This window comes from Shewanella sp. P1-14-1, from assembly GCF_001401775.1.
GTDB lineage: Bacteria > Pseudomonadota > Gammaproteobacteria > Enterobacterales > Shewanellaceae > Shewanella > Shewanella japonica.
The window spans coordinates 165,254-187,288 of record NZ_LKTL01000007.1 but is presented as its reverse complement, the minus strand read 5'-3'; the positions used below and the strand labels follow the sequence as shown (position 1 = coordinate 187,288).

Below are 22,035 nucleotides of genomic sequence, written 5' to 3'. Positions count from 1 at the left end.
GAAACTTGCGACAGAGCCTTCGGTTGCTGTCATGTAGTCAGCAAGGTGCTGGTTGCCCATATGAGCTTGCCAAAGTTCACGTGATACCCAGTTTTCGTAGAAAGTGAAGTGTGCTGGGTTTTCGTTGTCTTGGTGGAGGTCATAGTTGATGCAACCGTCTTCGGCACGAGTGACGTCGATTAATTTCAACAGCTCTGCTTTTACCAGTTCGATTTTGTCTTCATTGGCCACGATGTTTGCAACGATAGTTAGCTTAGTCATAGTGTGTTCCTTTGTATGGAGTTGAAGCAGCTGATGGTGTGCTGCGTTGTTGGTTTGGGTGTATATTACGGTGATTATTGTAAAGTAAAAACAGTCTAGAAATTGATTTATTATCAAATTTAGTTTGAGAATTGATTTTTAAGTCTGACCATAAAGAGGGAATTAGATCGCGTTGTGTGGTGATGTGCACGGTGTTTATCTATTTTTTTTTGATAATAATTCAAATAATACCGCGTTTTTACCGTGTAAAATTTGCCGTAGGATGGCCAAATCAATTTCAATTCATTGGATAAATAGCCATGTCACAGATACATTTTCAACAGGGCCCAATACGCCCACCATCAGAAGCAGACAGTTTGCTTATCAGAACCACACAAGGGTGCCCGTGGAATAAATGTAAGTTCTGCACCCTTTTTGAAGGCATGGAGTTCTCTATTCGTCCGGTTGAAGATATTAAGCGTGATATCTGGGCGGCGAGGGCGTTTTATAAAAACAGAACCTTTGATAGCTGTTTTTTGCAAGATGGCGACTCATTCGCCATGGAAACCCAAGACTTACTTGACGTGCTCAATACACTGAAAGAGGCTTTTCCGGAGCTTAAACAGATCAGCTCTTATGGCCGGGCGCAGACCATGACTAAAAAATCGCCAGCGGAGATGAAAGCAATCTGCGATGCTGGGCTAAACATGCTTTACTGCGGTATGGAGTCGGGATCTATCGAGGTTCTAAAACTGATGAAAAAGGGGATCACCCCGAAATCAATCTTGAAGTCAGCCGAATATGCCAAGCAAGCGGGTATGAAAATGATGACCTTCATTATCCTTGGCTTAGGTGGAAAAGAACTGTCAGAGCAACATATCGCAGCAACGGCCGAGCTACTGAATCAAATCAACCCAGACGAAATTCGCATACTCTCGCTGGCGGTTAAATCGGGAACTGAATTGGATGAGTTAGTACAAAACGGCCAATTTACACCACTAACAGAGCGAGAGATGCTTGAAGAACAATATCAGCTTATCAGCAAGCTAGACGGCATAACGGGTAATTATGGCAACTTCCATGGCATCAATGTATTGACGGAACTTAATGGACAATTACCACAAGATAAAGAGACATTTTTGCGCACCATTGAGCACTTTATGATGATGAGTGAAAACGACCAGAATAACTTTGTTTTAGGTCGCCGCATGCACTATTACGCCACACTGAGTGATATGCGAAATCAGCTTATGTATGACAGCGTACAAAAAGAACTAGACCGAATTAAGCTGCAAAATCTTGGCAATCTTGACGATATTTTCTATCAACTCCGCCAACGTATGATCTAATAGTAAGGAACAGCGCAATGATAAACAATCTAGATAATTGGACGATTCAAAATGAAAACCCAGAGCACTGGTCGTTTAAAAATGAAGTGCTTACAATGCAAGTTCAAGAGGGCAATATCTTTGGTGCTGGCGCTAATGATGTAAAAAACATCTTTATTTATCCGGTAGACAAGCCAGAATACAGCGCGGAGGTGACGATTAATCTAGATCCGAACCTCAGTTTCGAGCAGGCTGGACTAGGGATTTACTGGGACAATGATAACTATATAAAAATCAGTAAAGAGATGTTTATGGGTGCGCGATCGCTGGTGTTTGTTGTAGAACAAAATGGTCAGCCTGATATTAAACATCGCTTATTATTCGGTGAGTCGACAGTATCGGTAAAGCTTGAAAGAAGCGACACTAAAGTTCGCGCTTATTATCGAACGCAAGATAACGACACATGGCAGTCAATTATAAGCACTGCCGCACTATCAGGGCACGAGCAAGGCGTTATGCTTTACACCTTTAGCGGCAGAATCATTGTGCCCAACTTTGCTGAATTTAGTGAGTTTGAGCTAACTGATTTGAACTAATGTGCATCCCGCATAAGATGAACTGGCCTGCTCCATTAATAAAGATTGAGTGGGTTAGTTAAGTGACGTTGCCATACTTTTAATGATCCATGTGTTGCTGAATTAGCAATTTCGCTAAAACGGAATTGTCCAAAGGCTTCATAGACCTGAGGTTTGACTCGTGTGATCACGGAGCTAGACATTTGGTATTAAACTGACGGATTGCACTTTGCCTACTGGCAACTAGGAAGGAATTCTTCCTGGTTCAACTCATTCCCGCCCCATTCTTAGCCTTGCAGTTTATACCTATCTTGGTTGATGCTGTTTTTCTAAACTAAACTAAAGTAATGTTATTGCTCACTGAGACCAAACATAACTCTCCATTGAAATGGAGTGATGCAAGATTGGACTTTCCAACACCGTAAGATTATCAGCGTCATCTTTTGCTCCCATAGCAATAACTAACGGCAAATAATGCTCAGAGGTAGGATGTGACTTCGCATAGTGAACAGACTTAACGTGAGGCTGTTTTGCCTCCGCTAAATTGCCTTCAAGAGCGATTTTCCGTGCCCAATTTTGGAATTTGTTTGCATAATCTGCGACGCGCTCGTGACTCATTCGAATGTCATATAAATTGTGCGTCAGGCTACCTGAGCAGATAACCGCAATATTCTGCTTACGCAATTGTTTCAAAGTATTACCGAGCTTTTCTAGTTCATCTGATGACAAATCAACATTCAACGACAATTGCACTATTGGCTTGTCTGCATTTGGGCGCAGGTGATACAGCGGTACCCAAACACCGTGATCCCAGCCTCGGTAATTGTCCGCCTTAGTTTCGAAACCATTGTTGGTTAATAAGTCGATGACTTTATTACCAACAATGTGTGAGCCCACAGCAGGATAGTTCAACTCGTACAATTCAGGTGGAAAGCCACCAAAGTCGTGAATGGTTTCTGGTTGGTCGTTGGTGATAACGACATTACCGCGGGCAACCCAATGTGGTGATATCACTAATATAGCTTCCACATCATCAAATTTAGCTACTTGATGGGTTAAATTATCGGTCGCCTGTTGTTGAGCCTCGATGCTTGCGCCTAACGCAAACATCGGAGAACCGTGACCAACGAACATCAGAGGTGCTAGTTTCATACTCCCTCCGGTAAATATTTAAACCAATCCAAGTACGGCCCCTGAGGAATTATGCCAGATGGATTTAGCGCAGTTACCGAGTAATAGCCCGCTTTAATATGATCGACACGAGTGTTTTTCGCAAAGGCTTCGATTTGTAATAAGCGGTCCAAATACGCTGACAACGCAGGGTAGTCAGAGATGGCTTTGATGTTAGTTTTAAATAGGCCATGGTAGGCCACATCAAATCGGATCAAGGTAACGAATAACCGAATGTCGCTTTCGGTTAGTTGGTTGCCAACGGCATAATCGTTATTCGCAAAATGTGTTTCCAGTTCTTCTAAGCGAGCGAAAATATCAACCATGGCTTCGTCGTAAGCTTTCTGGCTTGAAGCGAATCCTGCGCGATACACGCCATTGTTTAAGCTGTCGTAGATACTGGCATTAAACTCTTCAATTTGTGATTGCAACTCAGTCGGGTACAAATTGATGTTTGAATTATGAATCGGTCTTAAGTCTTCGTTCAAAATATGAAGAATATCAGCAGACTCGTTGTTGATGATTTTGTTATCACCACAATCCCAAAGTACAGGCACAGTCGCTCGACCAGTGTATTGGTCATCAGTCATCGTATAAAGATGGTGAGCGTATTCCACTCCCTCAATGCCACTCTCTGCAGAGCCTACCGTTGAATCAGATTCACCCCCAAATTGCCAACCGAAATCTGTTAGTACTGGGTCTAAGATTTTTACGTCAATTACATCTTCTAAGTTAAACAACGAGCGAGCAATTAATGTGCGTGTTGCCCAAGGACAAATGTAAGCAGCATAGAGTCGCAAACCTTTATCGACTGCTGACTGTGCATCGTCAATGCGATTTGTGAATGCGCTGCTTTGGCGGATGAAGCGGCCTTCACTGTCTTTCTCTTGAACGGGATCCCACTTGCGTTCCCACTTACCATTTACCAACATAATCTTTCCTTATTTCGAAGAGCCCCTTGCGAGCGTACGCCATGGGCGTCTGTTGTTTGTCTAATTTGTTTCGAGTCCAATAGCTTTTATTAAGCGGTTTTGGTTGCACCAAGTAAGCGGTTATCAATGGCAAACTTTCCGCCACCTTGAATGGCTAGCGCTAAAGTGGCAGCGAATAACGCCAAAGCAAACTCGTAACCGTTATTGCTGATAAATAAGCCATGGCTGATGTGAACGCTGAAGATTGCCACTAACATGGCAAATGCATTGACCAGTGCTGCTGGGCGAGTCAAAAGGCCAAATATCAAGGCTAAACCTCCGAAGAATTCTGCACTGCCAGCCATCAATGCCATTAGGTAACCGGGTGCTAGCCCAATGCTTGCCATCCATTGGCCAGTACCTTCAAGTCCATAGCCACCAAACCAGCCAAACAGCTTTTGCGCACCATGTGCAGCCAAAATGATTCCTACCGGAACTCTCAGTACTAGTGCCGCAAAGCCAGCATTGGATTGAATTACTTTGTTAAAAATGTGCTTGTTCATGGTATTTCCCTCTGAGTTGATTTATTCAAGTAAGTCTTAACTTGGGAATAAGATTAATCTTTCTCCTTTAGATGATAAATGGCATTATCATTGAATGATTTCCAATGTATTGTTGGTAATTGACTTATTAAAAGGATTTGTTTAATGGATAGGATTGACACCATGAAGGCGTTTCTCACGGTCTCTAGAGAAGGCAGTTTTACCAAGGCAGCAGAGAAACTGGGAACGTCAAATCAGTTGGTCAGTAAGTACGTATCTCATTTGGAGGAACAACTCGGGGTACGCCTGCTGAACCGCACGACGAGAAAAGTACACCTTACAGAAGCGGGCGAGCGATGTGTGCAACACGTTCAGCACATTTTGGAAAGTATTCAAGACATGGAAGGGAGCATGGGACAGTTAAAGAATGAGGCGCAAGGTTTACTGCGTATCAGTGCTCCGGTGACTTTTGCTACCAAGCATCTCGCTTCACTTATTCGGGATTTTAAGCAGCTCAATCCGGCTGTGGGTATCGATTTGCAACTCAACGATCGGAAAGTCGATGTGGTTGAGGAGGGCTTTGATTTAGCGTTACGGATCGGGCAATTAAAAAGCTCATCCTTAATTGCAAAGCGTGTTGCTCCGGTTCGGTTGGTTATGTGTGCTTCCCCAGACTATCTTGAACGGCATGGAACGCCAGAGCATCCGGAACAGCTTATTCCAGAGCATCTGCTAAGCTACAGCTACATGGATTACAGTCAATCCGAGTCCCCACTTATGAATGCGCTGAAGCGCTCGTCAAAAGAGGAGAGTTCCGGTATATCCTGCAACAACGGCGATATCCTCGTTGAGTCCGCTATAGCGGGAGAGGGCTATGTTTTTCAACCCACCTTTATCGTGTCTGACGCACTAAAGAAGGGCCAACTTAACGTTATTCTAAAAGAGTTTGAGCCAGAACCCATGGCGCTATATGCGGTGTATCCGCACCGTAAGCTGATTGCGACTAAGTTGAGTGTTTTTATCGAGTTTCTCAGTAACTATTATGGTAATTTACCTTATTGGGATGATGTTTTTTAAGACTTGAACGGCTCCTGTAGTGGCTAAGTGAACTTGGCCACGTAGCTAGAGATTTGCAATACCCGAGTTAATCCTTTAAATGCTAATTTAGCAGAATCACTGACTCATAAATGTCCAAAGGTATGCTGGCGGTAGCATGTAACGCAAAAATGCCCTCAATGAAATGAGTTCTATTGCTTGAAAGTCGTGCGCCACTGAACCGGCGATACATGAAAAGCAGATTTAAAGTGCTTTCTAAATACACTGTCAGAGCCAAAACCCGCTTGCTCTGCAATTTGAGGTATCGATAGTTTCGTGGTTTCTAATAGACGTTGGCTAAACACCAAACGTCGATTTTGCAGCCATTCACCAAATGTACAACCATAGGTGGATTTAAACTGGCGTGTAAAGGTACGTTTACTCATCGCACAGCGCTCAGCGAGTTCATCTAGTGAATGAGACTGATTGAGACTCTGCTCAACCTGCTCAATCACAAGGTTAATACTTGTCTCTGTGAGGGGTTTTATGTTGACTGGTGCTGGTATGTATTGTTGCTGCCCACCATTACGAGATGGTGCAGTCACCATCTTACGAGCGAGATCATTCGCAAGCTCACTACCACACAAACGGCGCACTATGTGCAGACAGCAATCGAGTGAAGCTGCTACTCCAGCAGAGGTGATGATAGTCTCATGTTCAACAAATAGAGGGTTTGGGTCAAAATTCACCTTAGGAAATTGCTGCTGAAATTGTTCGGTAAATGCCCAGTGGCTTGTGGCTCGTTTGCCATCGAGAATGCCAGCACACGCGAGAACATAAGAACCAAGGCAGAGCCCTACCAGCAACTTCCCTTTATCATGATGATCTATTAACGCCTCTAGAAGTCGCTCACTTGGCTCTGGCAGGTCATTTGGCCAGCTTGGAATAATTATAATATCGGCTTCTTGGGTAGCACTTAGATCGCTATCGACCACCACACCAAATCCAGAGCTTGTTTCAAACCGCAAGCTGTTTTCGCTACAGATCCTCAAGTTAAACCGAACCGGCTGACCGAAAAAGATATCTTGAAACACCAGACAGGGCACAGAGAGATGAAAAGCACTGATGCCTTCAAAGGCTATCATAGTAATTTTAATTAACTCGCTTGATTTGTTCATGAGTGTCTCGATTTGCGCGAACGTTGACTTTCAAGACAGTATCATAAGAAGTCGTAAAGTAGCATACTAAATCGTATAGAGAACATGACTTGTTAGTGAGTTTAGAGAGGCATTATGAAGATCCACCACCTACGTAGCGCAACTTTTATCATTGAATCTGGCGAAACATTTATCCTTATTGATCCTATGTTGGGGAAAAAAGGCTCTATGCCTCCGTTTTCAGTCATTAAGGCTAAGGCCGCGAAAAATCCAACCGTTGAGATGCCAAGTAATGCCGATGAGCTACTAAACAAGGTTACTCATACCTTAATTACTCACAGTCAAACACTTGGTATCAAGGCATTACAACATGGAGATCACCTAGATCCGGCAGGTGAGACGTTTTTAACAAGTCGTAATATCCCAGTTGCGACACCAGCCAAAGATAAGGCTTACCTAGAAAAATACGACTTAACGGTAAATTGGGGAATTGAAGACTGGCAAACTATCGACTTTCTAGACGGAAAGCTCACCGCGGTTCCGGCTTTGCACGGCCATGGATGGATTCACAAGGTAATGGCTAATGGTGTTGGATTTTTCTTGGAGCTCCCCAATGAGCCTTCTATTTACATTAGCGGTGATACAGTTCTAACCGATGATGTAAAACGAGCGTTGACTGAGTTGAAACCTGATATCACAGTAGTCGCGGCAGGTCGTGCTCGTATGGACGTTGGTCAACCGTTATTGATGTCTATTGATGAAGTGATGGAGTTTATCCGTCTTTCCCCTAACAAGGTGATTGCGAACCATATGGAGGCACTAAACCACTGTGCAGTGACTCGACCAATTCTTAAAGAAGCAATTGATAAAAACGGTTTGTCAGATAAAGTCCTTATTCCTGCTGATGGTGAGACCTTGGAGTTTTAGATACCTGAACTAATCCGATGACTCTCGATTTAAGTAAATAATCTAAATGATTTTTGTCCATAAATGAGTTAGTAGCTTAACTAATTTTAAGAATTCTATGCATGGAATTACCATGTTTAATCATTAAGAATGTTGACTTTTTTGCCATTCAGAAATATAGTCAATCATAGTTAGCAATTGCAGCTTCTATTTACATTTTTTAGTTGCAAACAATTGAAACTAAACGACTAATTTTGAATTTAATACGGAAGCCTTGGGTTCAAATCCCTATCTCTCTGCCATATTTATCGAAAGAGCCCGCTAGCAATAGCGGGCTTTTTGCTTTCTAGAATTTGAGTGAGTTTGATTAGAGAGTTAAAAGGTTTGTAGCACATCAATGTAGGGTTCAAATCCCTATTTCTCTGCCATATTTAGAATAGCCCGCTATTTTGTAGCGGGCTTTTTGCTTTCAAAAATTGGAATTAACGGGCTTTGCGTTTTTTATAAATGGCCACATATGTGTTGGATTTTGTATCTTGATTGATTAGGGTAACTATTCAAACCGTTAAGGAACTATCTAACTTATCTAGGAGCAAGTTTGTCAGTTATAAGTCAGCAATTAGCAGAGCATTATATATGGGGAAATAATTGTGATGGTTGGCATCTGGTGAAATCAAAGCAATTAAGCGTTATCCAAGAGCGTGTGCCGCCAGGTAGCTTTGAATCTCGACACTTTCACCAGAAATCAGAGCAGTTTTTTTTCGTTTTATCGGGTATAGCAACGATAGAAGTGGAAGGTGAAGTATTGACTGTTAATCCGTTGCAAGGGATTCATGTCGGTGCTGGTAAAGCCCACCAATTAAGTAATCAACATAATAGTGAGTTGGTATTCACGGTGACCTCTACGCCACCAAGTCATGGGGATAAGATAGAACAAGGTTAACTTTATAAAACTATTTGTAGAATGAGTCGCTTGTTATTAATTATTATTAACTTTATGTAGTTGTCTGATTTTTATAGTTTATTTATTCTTTGTCCTGAGGGGGAGTCTTATTACTCTAAAAATTGAGTGTTAACTTGTAAGTGATTGCCTATAATCGCTTTACATCATTAAGGAATAGCATTGTGATAACCCGTGGCTTAGCATTTATAGTGTTATTTTTATCGTTGAGTTTATTCTCCACGATGATTGCTGCCGAGGGAAACCCAGCTTTACACGTTTCTGGGCCTTCAATAAGTTATCAAGTTAGCCATATTAATCCCATTGTGAATGATGTCGCTTTACCCACAGAGCTTGAAACCAGCTTTAATCAAACTCACATTGAGCCTGTAAAAGATTTGCCACTTATCAGTGACATTGAGCGCTTTGATTTTCTCAATGATTTTCGCCGAGTCGTGAGTCATGATAACCGCGCAGGTATCGGCGAAAAACCCAATTACTCCCTTCTCATCGCTTTTTTTGAACCGATGATTTTTAATCGCTATATTGCTCCAATCTCAACTCCCAAGTTTGTTAATCACTGGACCAGCCAGCTGAGCTCCGCAATATCCCGTGTTTCCGGTTGGAAAGATGGCAATAGTCTGTATAGCCATAATCATCAACGTCTAGCTTAATTTCTTTGGCTTGAAATCCGATATTTATCGGAACTTTACCGTGCGCTTTTGATTATTGAACCGCGAAGCTCCTTTTAGGAATGCCATGCGTTATCAATAAGCTCGAACAGTGCTTTGTGTTTTGTATTGTCAGAGAATTTATTGTGAACAAAAAACAACACCAACCTCTAAATCGTAATGCGATTTGGAAATATATCGTGCTGAGCGTCAGCATCGTGATTTTATTTTTAAGCGCTTTACCTTCATGGTACGGCGAACAGGCTTCAGTACATATTAAGCACCCTAACCAAACTATTGATGTTCTCGCTGTGTCGAAATATCTCACTCAGGCCGATATAGCAACAACTGCTATCCATCAAACGAATGGACAAACGATTATTGTATTACAAGATGATAATCAACAAGCTAAAACAAAAGATGTTATGGAGCAGCACCTCATTGAGGGTGAAGTTATTGCACTAGCGATGGAACCTTCAGCGCCTGATTGGCTAACCAACTTAGGCTTTGCGCCAATCAAGTTAGGTTTGGATTTACGTGGTGGAGTGCAATTCTTACTTGATGTGGATATGGAGCCTGTTTATCACGCCCACCGGCAGGTGGTTATGGATGAGTTTCGCGCTAAAGTCAGAGGCTCAACAGGTCGCCATGTCGATGATAGCGTTTATTTAAGTTTTAGGTCGCCAGAAAGCTTACAAAAGGCGATTTCAGTTGCTCGTGAAGAGTTTCCGCAATGGCAAAGAGCAGTCAGTAATAATCAATTAATATTGAGTCAAACCGAAGAAGAAAGAGACGCGTTACGTGCATCTACAGTGCTACAAAATTTACAAATTATGCGCAGTCGAATTGAACATTTAGGGATTACTGAAGCATCGGTACAAAGACAAGGTCAATCAAGAATAAGGATTGAATTACCTGGCGTACAAGACCCAGCTGCAGCTAAGGACGTTATTGGCGCAACCGCATCATTATCATTTCATAGCTTAGTCAGTGAACGCTCACCCGGTGCATTAGTTATTGATGATGAAAATGGTAAGCCTGTTTACCTCAATAGAAACGCTATCTTCGGTGGTGAGCATATTATTGATGCAAGGGCTAGCATTGGTGAGATGGGACTGGCAGAAGTGAATTTAGTGCTCGATTCTGCAGGGGGGAGAAAAATGTCCCATCATTCTCGGGCAAACATTGGCCAGCCTATGGCAACAGTTTATAACGAGTACACACAAGGTCGAGATGGTACTAGCATTAAAAACAGTGAGGTCATTAGTGTTGCAACGATTCAAGCGCAGTTAGGTAGTCGTTTTCAGATCACAGGTAGTGGAAATCTTGCTGAGGCACAGCAACTTGCCTTGTTGTTAAGTGCAGGCTCGCTAACTGCACCTGTCACCATTGTTGAAGAACGTACCATAGGACCAACTCTTGGAGCTGAAAATGTTAAGAACGGCTTTGCTGCTTTAGCATTAGGTTTGGGGTTAACACTGACGTTTATCGCATTATGGTATCGCCGTTTAGGTTGGGTTGCTAATTCAGCATTGTGCATTAACTTAGTCATGTTAGTGGGGTTAATTGCTTTAATTCCTGGCGCAGTACTCACTATGCCAGGTATCGCAGGGTTAGTACTTACTGTAGGTATGGCCGTTGATACCAATGTGCTTATTTTTGAGCGTGTTAGAGACAAAATGAAACAAGGTTACAGTTTTGCTCAATCTATAAACACAGGCTTTGATAGCGCTTTCTCTTCCATTTGGGATGCTAATTTAACCACTATGATTGTTGCTATCGCACTCTATTCGATTGGTAATGGTCCTATTCAAGGTTTTGCACTTACATTGGGATTAGGTCTTCTAACCAGTATGTTCACTGGGATCTTTTTATCTAGAGTCATCATTAATCTTATTTGGGGACGCGATCAGCGTCGTATGGTTAAAATATAATGAAAAAATTAATTGAGAGATTGTCTTTAACGGCACCGACATCAATATTGACCCAATTACGATGCTTTATGACAGGGATATCTTTAATATTATTAGTCGTTTCAATGACGATTATGGGCGTTAAAGGGTTTAACTGGGGGCTCGATTTTACTGGTGGAGTAGTGGCTGAAGTCGCGATTGACCAAACCGTGGCAAGTAGTGAGTTAAAAGCGCATTTAGATAAAGTGCTTAAACAAGATGTGCAAGTGACTCAAGGCGCGCCAGCAGGTCAGTGGACAATCCGATATAACCATGATGAATTACCCGATCTCAGTATTACGCAACAGCTGTTACCAGTCAGTGATTCCGTGCAAGTATACAGCAACAGTGTTGTTGGCCCACAAGTTGGACAAGAAATGGTTGAACAGGGCGGCTTAGCGGTCATTGCATGCTTATTATTAATTATGGTGTATTTGAGTATGCGGTTTGATTGGCGATTGGCATCAGGTGCTTTAATGGCGTTGATCACGGATATTGTTATCGTATTAGGCGTGTTCTCTCTATTTCAATTGGAGTTTAACTTAACGGTATTGGCGGCCTTATTGGCGGTGCTTGGTTACTCATTGAATGACTCAATCATTATTGCTGATAGAGTGAGGGAGTTGATGAGAATGCGCCCAGAATCTAAGACGGCTCCTATTATTGATGACGCTGTTAAAGCAACGTTTTCAAGAACTTTAGTCACATCGGGGACAACATTAGTCACTGTATCAAGCCTTTGGCTTTTAGCTGGCGACAGTTTGCAAGGCTTCTCTGTTGCATTATTCGTCGGGATCGTTTGTGGAACCTGTTCATCTGTGGCATTAGGAGTAACGTTACCACAATGGTTTGGTTTAAAAGCGAGTGATTATATTGTGCGGCCAATAGAGGTTGAAGAAAGCTACACTTAAGGTATTGCGGCGTTAATGTTTAGCGTTTAAAAAACCAGCCGTTTGGCTGGTTTTTTATGAAGACGAATGGAGTGTAACCTATCTTATTTAGGTCACTTTACACAATTCTAGCAAGCGTGGCAGATACTGCTTATCAAGCTGTGCAATATCGCTTTGTTCCGCTAACACGTCTTTTAATATGGTTTCAGTGGTAAGCGGATTAGCTAAAACAACTCTAAATACTGTGGTGTCTTTACGCAGATATTTGGCTGGTTTTATCCGTGTACGTGACACGAATGATTTACCTTGTTCACGTTGATGCTTTTGAATGAATTGGGTTAAGCCATCGAGAAGTTCATTACATGTTGTGACAAACTTAACGTCACCCCGTTCAACGGCATCATCAATAGCTTGTTGTACTGAGTGCGGTACAAATCGATAGGTTAAAATGCACAATTCAGGGTAAGTAATAAGCTCAAAGTCTCTGTGTTCGACAATACAGTCAGCAAAGTAGCGGGCTTTTTCAAGGCTGTTATTGATTAAAATTTCATAGCCGTCACCGCCAATAATTTGCAAGCAGGCATGGACTAACATAGCCATACCAGGTCTTGAGCCTTCAAGGGTTTGACTCCCTAAGTCCTTAGAGCCGACACGTAAAATATATTCAGCGTGATGGGCAATGGCATTGGCAAGTTCCGGGTCTTTAAATAACACCATACCCGCGCCCATAGGGACGTACATTTGTTTATGGGCATCGATTGTGACAGAGTCAGCTTGTTCTATACCATCAAGCAAATAGCGATATTTGTTTGATAATAAACTTGCGCCGCCCCACGCCGCGTCCACATGAAAGTGACAATCAAGTTCTCGTGCTAACTCAGCAAGCTCAGCTAAGGGATCAATATTACCTGTTTCAGTAGTACCCGCTACGCCAACAATTGCCATGACTTTTATATTGTCACTGGCCAGCTGTTTGGCTGTTTGACGCATTTTTGTAACATCAACTTTATTGTCAGCTGTGGTTGGAATACTGATGATATTATCACGACCGATCCCTAACAAATCAGCGGTTTTTCCAATGGAGTAATGGCCGCGTTCAGATACCAGTATGGCGATGTCCTCAAAACCATAATATTTTAAGGCCTTGGGTAAACCTTCACGGTTTATTCCTTTAAAATGTCCATCTGCTTTCAATAATTGGTTGCGTGCAATCCACAGAGCGGTGATATTGGCAACGGTTCCACCAGAACAAAAGGCGCCTAAAGAGTAGTTTGCACTATGCATCCATTGTTCATAAAACGAATCATTTTGGCCAAATATAAGGTGGTGCATCATTCCCAAGACTTGGCGTTCAAGCGGGGTGAAAGCTTTTGAAGTTTCAATTTTGACCAAGTTTTGATTCAGGCCAACCATCATTTTAGACAGTGGCAGTACAAAATATGGCAATGCCGATGTCATATGACCGATAAAGCTCGGGGCAGAGGTATGTACTGAGTGAGCGACCAAGTTTTGCATGATTTCATCAGTATAATCAGAAACAAAGCGTGGGGCATCAGGGATCTGAAATGTCCTGAAGTCTTGTTCAATCAGTGATAAAGGTTTCTCTAAAGCAGCAATGCTTTTACCCAAGAATCCCGCTAAATCTTCAGAGAGCTTTTGTTCAATGATACTTAACGTTGATTCTGCATCTTCTGGTACGGTAAAAATACGTAATAGACTATCTTCAGATGCTTGGGCTTTGCGGTCGTTCTTAGTGGTCATTTAATCGTGCCATCATTTTTATTTTTCAGCCATGAATCACTCTTTTTGAAGGTGATTTCATGGCGATTATGAGGGCTAACTTTACTGCAAGGATTATTTGGCAGCAAGTTTTTGCTTCAAACGGTCGTTTTTATATTGATAGTTTCAAGCTTGCGGCGATATTTTGAGCAGTGTTTACCAAGTTATTATGGGCATTGGTTAAAATATCATCCAGTGGGGATAACGAAGGAATGATTGGAAATATTGCTGTCATGCCCTGAGCCAGAATATCCTCAGCACCTTGACCTAAACACCCAGCAATACCAATCACGGGGATATCTTGTTTTATCGCCTGTTGCATCACGCCCATAGGTGTTTTACCACTGAGGGTTTGACTATCCATTCTGCCTTCACCTGTGATAACAAGATTTGCCTTATCCATTTTTTCAGCTAATTTGACGGCTTGTACGACAATATCAACCCCAGGTTGTAATTTAGCGTCAAGTAATGCCATTACCCCAAATCCCATTCCGCCAGCAGCCCCAGCACCAGGAAATAAGTCTATATCGTTAATTAAGGATAACTGGCTGGTGTTGTTAACGATGGATGCAAAATGTCTCAGGGCATTGTCGAGTTCTGTTACCATTTGAGGCGTCGCCCCTTTTTGCGGGCCAAATATTGCCGAGGCGCCGTTAGGGCCACATAACGGGTTGTCAACATCACACGCCACATCGATTTGGCAATTGCTCAAAAGCGGGTGAACCTCATCAGTATTAATACTTGCCAATTGGGTTAAACCTGCTGCGCCGTAAGTTATAGCATTACCTTGGCTGGTGAGTAAGGTAAAACCAAGCGCTTGCGCCATACCTGCACCACCGTCATTGGTCGCACTGCCACCTAGTCCCAATATTATGTGGCGTATGCCACGATCAAGCGCGTCTCGGATCAACTCACCTGTACCGTAGCTGGTGGTAAGCATCGGATTTCTGTGATCGCGTTTAATATGATGCAACCCTGAAGCCTCTGCCATTTCGATGACTGCTGTCAGTTTTTGGGGAGCGAGATTATCGCTCCCCTCTACTGAATTCTCAGCCCCTAAGATACCGTAATGCGCTGATACCGGTTGACCATCTGGCCCTGTAACCTGAAGAGTCACTAATTGCCCGTTAGTTGCGTCAACCATTGCTTGTACAGTGCCTTCGCCGCCATCGGCCATTGGTACTTTACAATATTCTGCATCAGGGAAAATTCGTTTAAATCCTTCCTCTATTGCATTAGCAACACCTAATGCACTAAGGCTCTCTTTGAATGAGTCAGGGGCAATGACTATTTTCATAACAATTCTCTTAGGTTTTAGAAAGCCCCACTCAGCAAAGAGCTGAGCGGGACGAAAGGGTATTTATAGAAGAACGAGGCTGAGTAGGTACACTAGGGTCATTGCGGTAAGACCTTGTACTAGAGTTGCCATTGTTTGTGCTCGATAAGCTTGTTTAACACTCATGCGGCTAAATTGCGTAACAACCCAGAAAAAGCTGTCGTTAGCATGTGACACTGTCATTGCACCTGCACCAATCGCCATCACTGTGAGTACTCGTCCCATATCACTCGCTAAGCCAATATCGCCTAATAACGGAGCGACAAGCGCTGAAGTAGCAACCAAGGCAACAGTCGATGAGCCTTGTGCTGATTTAAGTGCTGCAGCGACAATGAATGGCATGAAAATACCGACACCAAGTGCCGATAAGCTACTGCCAAGGTATGTACCAATTTCAGTGGCTTTAAGAACGGCGCCGAAAGCACCGCCTGCACCAGTAATTAACAAAATAGGAGCGGCTACGACTAAGCCTTGGCTAATACGTTCGCTGAACTCTTTCACTTTATCAGTGCTTTTTAGTAGCGGAATGGCTAACAACAAACCAATCATAAGTGCATTAACGGGTTGGCCCAAGAACATTAAAATATCAAATAAGCTCTCTTTACCTAATGGTGCCGACGGGAAGTTGGCTATTGAACCTAAGCAAATCAGCAGTATCGGCACAAAGATTGGTGCAAAGGCTTTAGCTGGGCTTGGCAGTTCGCCATAACTGCTTTTTAGCGCTTCATAATCTTCTAATTTGTCATTAAGCTCTTCTGCACCTTCGCCATCGGGTTGCTCGTTTGCGAAGCGGTTTGCCCATAATGTTCCGGCAAGTGCGGCAATAGCGGCAATAAACACCCCGACAGCAATTACAAGCCCGAGCTGGTTTTCTAGCCCGAGGTTACCGGCTGCAGCGATAGGACCTGGTGTAGGTGGCACAAAAGTATGAGTTGCGTATAAACCTGTAGCTAAAGCTACGCTCATTGATACACTCGATACCTTCATGCGGTTTGCCATAGATTGTTTTAATGAATTTAAAATGACAAAACCTGAATCACAAAATACTGGGATCGAGACAATATAACCAATAATGGACATGGTTAATGTTGGAAAGCGTTTTCCAAGCACTTTAATGACTACGTCAGCCATGGTGATGGCAGCGCCGCTTTTTTCAAGAATAGTACCGATAATAGTACCTAGCACGATAACGAGGCCAATATAGCCTAATATGCCACCAAAGCCTGTGGTGATAGTTTTAGCAATGTCTGCACTTGGCAAACCATAAGCAAAGGCTGCTAAAAAAGAAGCTAAAATTAGTGTTAAAAAAGGGTGTAATTTAAATTTAGATGTCGCAATAACAATAAATGCAATTACGCCAATTAATATCAAGATCATGCTCATTGATAACTACTCTATTTAGGGTATTAAGATATGTTGTTTTTGTAGGCGTATTATTGAAAAAATGATATCTATTTGCTTTGTGCTATTTCACAGAATTAATATGCATACAGGGTATTTGTTTGTGCAGGTGCACAGGTTGTGAGCTGTGATCGGTTATTTTGATGACTTTTGATTGTTTCAGCTGAAGAAAACTATCATGGTTTAGGCCTGAAACATGATTTGCCCAAGATATAGATTAAGCAAATGCTGAAATTCTTGTAAGTTTGTTCCAGTTATTTGCTGAATTTTATCCAGTCTATATCTCAATGTGTTGCGATGAATAAACAGCACTTCAGCACAACGTTTATGATCGCCAATATGTTGAATGTAAACCGCTAAGGTTTTTTGTAATACGCCATTTTTGTCTGCATGGACGAGTTTTAAATAAGGTGCTGCTAGGGCGTCACCACGCCAATGTTGTTTCAGCCCGGTAAAGATGACTTGCAGTGCGTAATCTTCATATAAGTATTTATTTTTCTCTGGGTTAAGACTTTTGCCAATGGCAAGGGTTTCTTTCGCGGTTCGATAGGATTTTGCTATTCCTTCTACACCACCGAAGAAATGCCCTAAAGCAATGTTGAGCTTTAGCTCCATGTTGGCGGGGATACGTTGCAATAACTTATCGATACGATGGCTTTCGAGCGCTGGATCCCATTGGCGCCCATCTAAAAAGGCAGGCTTCAAAATGACTAATTGATTGAGTGAAGTCATTGCAATCAAGTTATTTCTGTCGGGATACTGCAGTAAATGTACCATTTGCTTTAGTGCTTGGTTATTATGAACCTGCTGCTGGTTTACAGATTCAATTTCGATAATGGCGACAACACGCTCTTCTTTTACGTCAATACTAAGCTGATGTCCCCAGTGAGTTAACTGATCAACGTCCTTTTCTTCGGCGCGAATGAGTTGCAAAATGAATTCTTCTTTTTGTCTATTTTGCCACTGTAGTTGATCTTGTAGATTGGCTTGTTCGACAATCATTTCTGCTGTCATTTTCAGTAGTTCGCCATACTGAGCTAACTCTGATGGGTTGCCGGTAATGCCTATCACGCCGACAATTTGCCCTTGATAATGTAGGGGAAGATTTAGCCCTGATTTAACCCCATGTAAACTTGGGGCAATCTCTTGATTAATTTCTACATTACGATTTTGGCTTATTGCCAATAACGCACCTTCATGGACAGCGCCAATTCGCTCATTTGTCCCCGATCCTAGAATAACCCCTTGAGCATTCATCACATTGATATTATGGCCAATGATTTTCATGGTTCTGTTTACAATTTTATTGGCGATAGCACTGTCAATTACATACATGGGTTACTCACAAATTGGATTAGGCTGCGATTTGATTAACGAATTGAAATAACCAGTAAATCAATAAACCGTAACTGGTAATTAATGTCAATAATGTCGCAAATTTGGCAATAGGTGGTGTTTGCGATTGTTTCAAAGCAATGTGGCAAAGCGCGATTGAAAATAGACTAATCGGCGCCACAATAATACTTAAAGGCAAAATGATGATGGCACCGCTAAGCAGAATCAATGCAGAAAAGCGTGAAGGAGGGCGTTTGTTGGTTAATGGTAAAGGTATTAAAGCAGCACCAGTCGATAGTAATACAACGCCAAAGTAGAGAATAAACTGCGCAAAACTCTGATATTGATTAATAAAACCTATCAATGCAATGAGAGGAATAATAACCGAAACGGTTACATGTTTATGGCTAAAGCTGGACTGGACATATTGGCCAGAAAAGTAGCAGCAGGTTTGCACAACGGCATTAATGGTCACAAAAGCCATAAGTGCGATAAATACCAATAAGCTGTTGTTGGCCATGGTTGTTGTGGATGCAAACGCTGGTGCAGACAATAACAATAATGGCAAACTCGAAATGATTAGGGACTTTTTAAGCATGGTAATGTGTCTATATGTTCTCATTCCTCAGATTTTAATCAACAATGAGTAGAATAGCTTTTGTTAATTTAGCAATCGTGAGTTATTTATCGTTAAATGAGAATGTGAGCACAAAAGTAAATAGATAAAACAAAAAAGCCTGCTAAATAGCAGGCTTTTTTTAATCGTGTTATCGCTTACAACTTGTAGTTGACGCTTAACATAATCATGTGAGCAGTGTAATCGTGACTGTTGCTTCCAAAGGTCATGACATTCCAAATGTTATCAGGAGCGATATCATTTGCTGCATCATTATCTAGGTACTTTTCAATTTTATAATCAAGACGTAAAGCCATTTTCTCAGTAGCTTGGTATTGACCATATAAATTAACGTTATGCACTTTTGCAAAGTAATCACCGTAGTCTCCAGTCACACCTTGGCGTACTTGAGTATTACTGTCTGATTCTGAGTAAGTGTAATCTAGACCTAAACGTAGACGGCTATCCATTAAGTTGTTGTAACTTAGGTTAGCACCAACAACGTCAACGGTGTCTTCGATGTCAGCTTGCCAAGTAGGGCCAGAGAACGTGCTACTGCCAGATTGTTGTGACTCAATAACCTGATGGTTATAGAATGCATTTAGCATAACGTCTTTGTTAAACATGTAGTTTACATTAACGTCGTAACTGGTGTCTTTTGACTCAGTTAACCCAATCTCGGTATCAGTGTAGTCATCTAATGCGTAACGAACACCTAAATCAATTGTTAATGCATCGATTGGTGTATGGCTAACACGAGCTTCAACCATGCTACGATCACGATCTGCTAAATAATATTTACGTAGTAAGTCGTTATTTTCTGAAGAGGTCCATTCAGAAGCTTGGTAATCAGAGCCATCTCGACTTCCGAAACTACCTTTTACCCACATGTCCCAGTTTTCAAAACTGTTTAAGCGGTAACGAGCCCAAATAGTGCTTTCTTCAGTGACTTCACGCTCTGAGTAACTGCGCTCATCACGTTTATAATCAACACCACCGTCTAACTTCATACCACGGTTAATGCGATAGTCAGCACCAATTTTTGCACGGTGAGTTGTTTGATCATAAGGGGTGTTATAAGCGACTTGGCCGTTAACATCATTAATGCTGATTTGAGTCCACTCTTCAATATTCGTGTTGTTTTCACGGTCAGAGTAGTCGTAACTACCCGATACTCGAACAGAGCGGTTAACGCGGCTGACTGCTTTTAATGTCATTCCGGTTAAATCAACTTTAGCATCAACAGATTCAGTTGGCACACTATAGCCATAACCAGACGTTACCACGTCTTGATCTTGGCTCATTTGACCGAACATCAAGCGACCGCTAACAGCAGTACCATTTTCAGTGTATTGACCCAGCAGCGACACGATATGTGATTCGTTATCAGGATCAAGTGCCATATAGCCACGAGTCTGAGCACCAAAAGTCGGATTAAACGCATTATCGTAGCTTAATTCAGCATTATCATTTTTAAAGATAGAGCCATCGTAGTTTAAGCTTGTGAACCAGTTTTTACCGCTAAATTTGATACCAGCATTGATGGTATCAGTTGTGTAGTCAACAGGCTCTGCAATCATCATTGACTGATTGAAGAAGCTACCTGAAGCTGTCTTAGTGCCGGTTTTTTCTTCACGTTGATAATTAACGTAAGTGGTTAACATTGATTCAGTTTGATATTCAAAACCAAGGCCTGCACGTTCGCGTTTCAGTGAAAGCTCGAATGGGTTAAGGCTACTATATAGCTCTGACATACCGTCAGTTGAACCTGCAGTGACCCAGTTATCTGGTAATGTGAGGTCTGAACCACCAATACCTTGATACGGAGACATAACAGTGTTTGAGCTGTAAGTGGCTAATGAGCGGTAATTTAGGTTGAAGTTGTACTGGCCTAATTTACCAACATTTACATCCAAACGGCCATTATCTAAGCCAAGATCTGTAGCTTCAACTTTCGCTCTATAACCCGATTCTCCGATGTAATTAACATCAGCATCTAATTTAGGCGCGATTTCATTGTCACTACCAAAAGCATTAGCTGAGTGAATATCATCTTCACTGTTATAACCAACGCCAACGCCAACACTTCCAGTAACACCCGTTTCTACAGCACAACCTTTACAGACCCATTTATCAAATTTAACTTTATCTGTATTGGCATTGCCGACACCGTAACCATCTGCTGCCATTGCAAATCCAGCATTGGCAACTAACGCTAAGGTGATAATATTCAGTTTAAATTTCATAGTCGTACATCCTTAACGCTGAAGTAATTTGCCAGAAGGGTGGTTTGAACCATGTACTTGGCTATGACAATTTAAGCAACTGCGGCCACCAGTAAAGGCATTATCACCAACATTAGAACCCATACCTGTGTTCCCTAAATATGCATTGCTAGCATGGCCATCGCTGGCATGACATTGCTGACATAGTTGTGGAGCACGAGTATTTAGCATTCCTTCGTTTACGCTGCCATGTGGATTATGACAAGTGACACAATTTTCTGTCACTGGAGCATGTTCCCATAGTTTAGGGCCGCGTTTTTCAGCGTGACATGAGTAACAGGTTTCGTTCACACTTGGTTTAACCAAGTCTGAATCAGCCATGCTGCCATGTGGATTATGACAATCACTACATGTCATTTGATTCCATTTCATTGGATGACTAGATCGTTTGTTCATGTCAGTTTTTTGCTTGGTATGACAACTTGTACACACTTCCATTTCAGTCTTTTTAGACAGAATAGGATCGTTAGCTGTATGTACGCTGTGACATGAAGCACAAGCAACATCAGCATTGTCGTGATGGCTGGTATTCCAAGACATACGGTCGTCATCTAAGTGACAGCCCATACAAACACTGTTTTGTTTCTCTGGCGCTAGGGTAGAATCAGGGCCAAAAGCGATAACTGGTTCGTTACCACCACGGTTATGTTTACCCATTGGGCCGTGACATGCTTCACATTGAAGGCCTGCCATTGGACTCTTTGAAGAGTCAATTGCACCGTGAACGCCTTTAAATAGGTCCATCACTTTTTCAGAGCGTCTATGACACATTAAGCAAGAGTCAGCCCCTTTTGGTGAGTAACTCCCTTCTTCGAACTTTTTGTCTAATACAGCTTCGACTTCTTCAGGTGTCATTTTGGCATCCCATTTCGACGCATAGGCCGAATGAGACATCCCAAGAGATAGCAGTGCAATTGCCATAAAGGTTGGGATTATAGAGTTTAATTTCATTTTAATTTTCATAGT

Annotated in this window: 20 protein-coding genes; 8 read left to right on the top strand and 12 right to left on the bottom strand. The window is 42.1% G+C overall.

The features are described from left to right. Positions 1 to 261: putative quinol monooxygenase (locus AN944_RS07235; protein WP_055023928.1), on the bottom strand; the 261-nt coding region annotated here is incomplete at its 3' end. Between the two features lie 299 nt (positions 262 to 560). Between AN944_RS07235 and AN944_RS07230 the strand changes: the two genes are divergently transcribed. Together AN944_RS07230 and AN944_RS07225 are read left to right on the top strand one after the other, a co-directional pair. Then, the gene (locus tag AN944_RS07230) at positions 561 to 1,589 is read left to right on the top strand and encodes a radical SAM protein (protein WP_055023927.1); all 1,029 of its coding nucleotides are present in this window, start codon (positions 561 to 563) and stop codon (positions 1,587 to 1,589) included. Positions 1,590 to 1,606: 17 nt separating this feature from the next. Beyond that, positions 1,607 to 2,164, top strand: a complete 558-nt coding sequence (locus tag AN944_RS07225) for a DUF1349 domain-containing protein (RefSeq protein ID WP_200913365.1) — start codon at positions 1,607 to 1,609, stop codon at positions 2,162 to 2,164. Positions 2,165 to 2,500: 336 nt separating this feature from the next. On the opposite strand, the gene AN944_RS07220 is transcribed toward AN944_RS07225, so the two are convergent. The 3 genes from AN944_RS07220 to AN944_RS07210 form a co-directional block, all read right to left on the bottom strand. Continuing rightward, entirely contained in the window at positions 2,501 to 3,295 is a 795-nt protein-coding gene (locus AN944_RS07220; protein WP_055023926.1) for a class III extradiol ring-cleavage dioxygenase, read from the bottom strand. Next, positions 3,292 to 4,245, bottom strand: coding sequence for a glutathione S-transferase family protein (locus AN944_RS07215; RefSeq protein ID WP_055023925.1), 954 nt, complete (start codon positions 4,243 to 4,245; stop codon positions 3,292 to 3,294). Before AN944_RS07215 ends, AN944_RS07220 begins: the two co-directional genes overlap by 4 nt. A gap of 89 nt (positions 4,246 to 4,334) precedes the next feature. Further along, positions 4,335 to 4,787, bottom strand: a complete 453-nt coding sequence (locus AN944_RS07210; protein WP_017037256.1) for a DoxX family protein — start codon at positions 4,785 to 4,787, stop codon at positions 4,335 to 4,337. A 144-nt stretch (positions 4,788 to 4,931) separates the two neighbouring features. On the opposite strand from AN944_RS07210, the gene AN944_RS07205 reads away from it, so the two are divergent. After that, positions 4,932 to 5,843 (top strand): LysR family transcriptional regulator, encoded by a 912-nt coding sequence (locus AN944_RS07205; RefSeq protein ID WP_055023924.1) that lies wholly within the window; start codon positions 4,932 to 4,934, stop codon positions 5,841 to 5,843. Between the two features lie 170 nt (positions 5,844 to 6,013). Here the strand turns inward: AN944_RS07205 and AN944_RS07200 are convergent, their stop codons facing one another. After that, the gene (locus AN944_RS07200) at positions 6,014 to 6,979 is read right to left on the bottom strand and encodes a GlxA family transcriptional regulator (RefSeq protein WP_055023923.1); all 966 of its coding nucleotides are present in this window, start codon (positions 6,977 to 6,979) and stop codon (positions 6,014 to 6,016) included. 114 nt (positions 6,980 to 7,093) lie between these two features. On the opposite strand from AN944_RS07200, the gene AN944_RS07195 reads away from it, so the two are divergent. From AN944_RS07195 to secF, 5 genes are all read left to right on the top strand, one after another. Then, positions 7,094 to 7,885: an MBL fold metallo-hydrolase gene (locus AN944_RS07195; protein WP_055023922.1), complete on the top strand. Its 792-nt coding sequence runs from the start codon at positions 7,094 to 7,096 to the stop codon at positions 7,883 to 7,885. Between the two features lie 577 nt (positions 7,886 to 8,462). Then, a complete protein-coding gene (locus AN944_RS07190; protein WP_055023921.1) occupies positions 8,463 to 8,807 on the top strand; it encodes a cupin domain-containing protein in 345 nt (114 codons plus the stop codon). 182 nt (positions 8,808 to 8,989) lie between these two features. Further along, entirely contained in the window at positions 8,990 to 9,478 is a 489-nt protein-coding gene (locus AN944_RS07185) for a hypothetical protein (RefSeq protein WP_055023920.1), read from the top strand. 140 nt (positions 9,479 to 9,618) lie between these two features. Further along, entirely contained in the window at positions 9,619 to 11,409 is a 1,791-nt protein-coding gene (gene secD / locus AN944_RS07180; protein ID WP_055023936.1) for a protein translocase subunit SecD, read from the top strand. Then, positions 11,409 to 12,338 carry a protein translocase subunit SecF gene (gene secF, locus AN944_RS07175; protein WP_055023919.1) on the top strand — a complete coding sequence of 310 codons (930 nt, stop codon included), beginning with the start codon at positions 11,409 to 11,411 and terminating at the stop codon, positions 12,336 to 12,338. Before secD ends, secF begins: the two co-directional genes overlap by 1 nt. Before the next feature lie 87 nt (positions 12,339 to 12,425). Here the strand turns inward: secF and panP are convergent, their stop codons facing one another. From panP to AN944_RS07140, 7 genes are all read right to left on the bottom strand, one after another. Beyond that, positions 12,426 to 14,078: a pyridoxal-dependent aspartate 1-decarboxylase PanP gene (gene panP, locus AN944_RS07170; RefSeq protein WP_055023918.1), complete on the bottom strand. Its 1,653-nt coding sequence runs from the start codon at positions 14,076 to 14,078 to the stop codon at positions 12,426 to 12,428. Between the two features lie 130 nt (positions 14,079 to 14,208). Continuing rightward, a complete protein-coding gene (locus tag AN944_RS07165; protein ID WP_055023917.1) occupies positions 14,209 to 15,393 on the bottom strand; it encodes a glycerate kinase in 1,185 nt (394 codons plus the stop codon). A gap of 63 nt (positions 15,394 to 15,456) precedes the next feature. After that, the gene (locus AN944_RS07160; RefSeq protein ID WP_055023916.1) at positions 15,457 to 16,815 is read right to left on the bottom strand and encodes a GntP family permease; all 1,359 of its coding nucleotides are present in this window, start codon (positions 16,813 to 16,815) and stop codon (positions 15,457 to 15,459) included. Positions 16,816 to 17,016: 201 nt separating this feature from the next. Beyond that, on the bottom strand, positions 17,017 to 18,168 hold the full coding sequence (locus tag AN944_RS07155) for a sugar diacid recognition domain-containing protein (RefSeq protein WP_055023915.1): 1,152 nt from the start codon (positions 18,166 to 18,168) through the stop codon (positions 17,017 to 17,019). Positions 18,169 to 18,187: 19 nt separating this feature from the next. After that, positions 18,188 to 18,766 carry a hypothetical protein gene (locus AN944_RS07150; protein ID WP_055023914.1) on the bottom strand — a complete coding sequence of 193 codons (579 nt, stop codon included), beginning with the start codon at positions 18,764 to 18,766 and terminating at the stop codon, positions 18,188 to 18,190. Positions 18,767 to 18,942: 176 nt separating this feature from the next. After that, positions 18,943 to 21,030 carry an MtrB/PioB family decaheme-associated outer membrane protein gene (locus tag AN944_RS07145; protein ID WP_055023913.1) on the bottom strand — a complete coding sequence of 696 codons (2,088 nt, stop codon included), beginning with the start codon at positions 21,028 to 21,030 and terminating at the stop codon, positions 18,943 to 18,945. A gap of 12 nt (positions 21,031 to 21,042) precedes the next feature. After that, on the bottom strand, positions 21,043 to 21,990 hold the full coding sequence (locus tag AN944_RS07140) for a DmsE family decaheme c-type cytochrome (RefSeq protein WP_372037964.1): 948 nt from the start codon (positions 21,988 to 21,990) through the stop codon (positions 21,043 to 21,045). Positions 21,991 to 22,035: the final 45 nt, after the last annotated feature.

Coding starts and splice junctions, on each gene's coding strand:
- panP (WP_055023918.1), bottom strand. CDS start 14,078: ATGACCACTAAGAACGACCGCAAAGCCCAAGCATCTGAAGATAGTCTA.
- AN944_RS07220 (WP_055023926.1), bottom strand. CDS start 3,295: ATGAAACTAGCACCTCTGATGTTCGTTGGTCACGGTTCTCCGATGTTT.
- AN944_RS07165 (WP_055023917.1), bottom strand. CDS start 15,393: ATGAAAATAGTCATTGCCCCTGACTCATTCAAAGAGAGCCTTAGTGCA.
- AN944_RS07205 (WP_055023924.1), top strand. CDS start 4,932: ATGGATAGGATTGACACCATGAAGGCGTTTCTCACGGTCTCTAGAGAA.
- AN944_RS07230 (WP_055023927.1), top strand. CDS start 561: ATGTCACAGATACATTTTCAACAGGGCCCAATACGCCCACCATCAGAA.
- AN944_RS07140 (WP_372037964.1), bottom strand. CDS start 21,990: ATGGCAATTGCACTGCTATCTCTTGGGATGTCTCATTCGGCCTATGCG.
- AN944_RS07200 (WP_055023923.1), bottom strand. CDS start 6,979: ATGAACAAATCAAGCGAGTTAATTAAAATTACTATGATAGCCTTTGAA.
- AN944_RS07150 (WP_055023914.1), bottom strand. CDS start 18,766: ATGCTTAAAAAGTCCCTAATCATTTCGAGTTTGCCATTATTGTTATTG.
- AN944_RS07145 (WP_055023913.1), bottom strand. CDS start 21,030: ATGAAATTTAAACTGAATATTATCACCTTAGCGTTAGTTGCCAATGCT.
- secF (WP_055023919.1), top strand. CDS start 11,409: ATGAAAAAATTAATTGAGAGATTGTCTTTAACGGCACCGACATCAATA.
- AN944_RS07160 (WP_055023916.1), bottom strand. CDS start 16,815: ATGAGCATGATCTTGATATTAATTGGCGTAATTGCATTTATTGTTATT.
- AN944_RS07195 (WP_055023922.1), top strand. CDS start 7,094: ATGAAGATCCACCACCTACGTAGCGCAACTTTTATCATTGAATCTGGC.
- AN944_RS07215 (WP_055023925.1), bottom strand. CDS start 4,245: ATGTTGGTAAATGGTAAGTGGGAACGCAAGTGGGATCCCGTTCAAGAG.
- AN944_RS07225 (WP_200913365.1), top strand. CDS start 1,607: ATGATAAACAATCTAGATAATTGGACGATTCAAAATGAAAACCCAGAG.
- AN944_RS07155 (WP_055023915.1), bottom strand. CDS start 18,168: ATGTATGTAATTGACAGTGCTATCGCCAATAAAATTGTAAACAGAACC.
- AN944_RS07210 (WP_017037256.1), bottom strand. CDS start 4,787: ATGAACAAGCACATTTTTAACAAAGTAATTCAATCCAATGCTGGCTTT.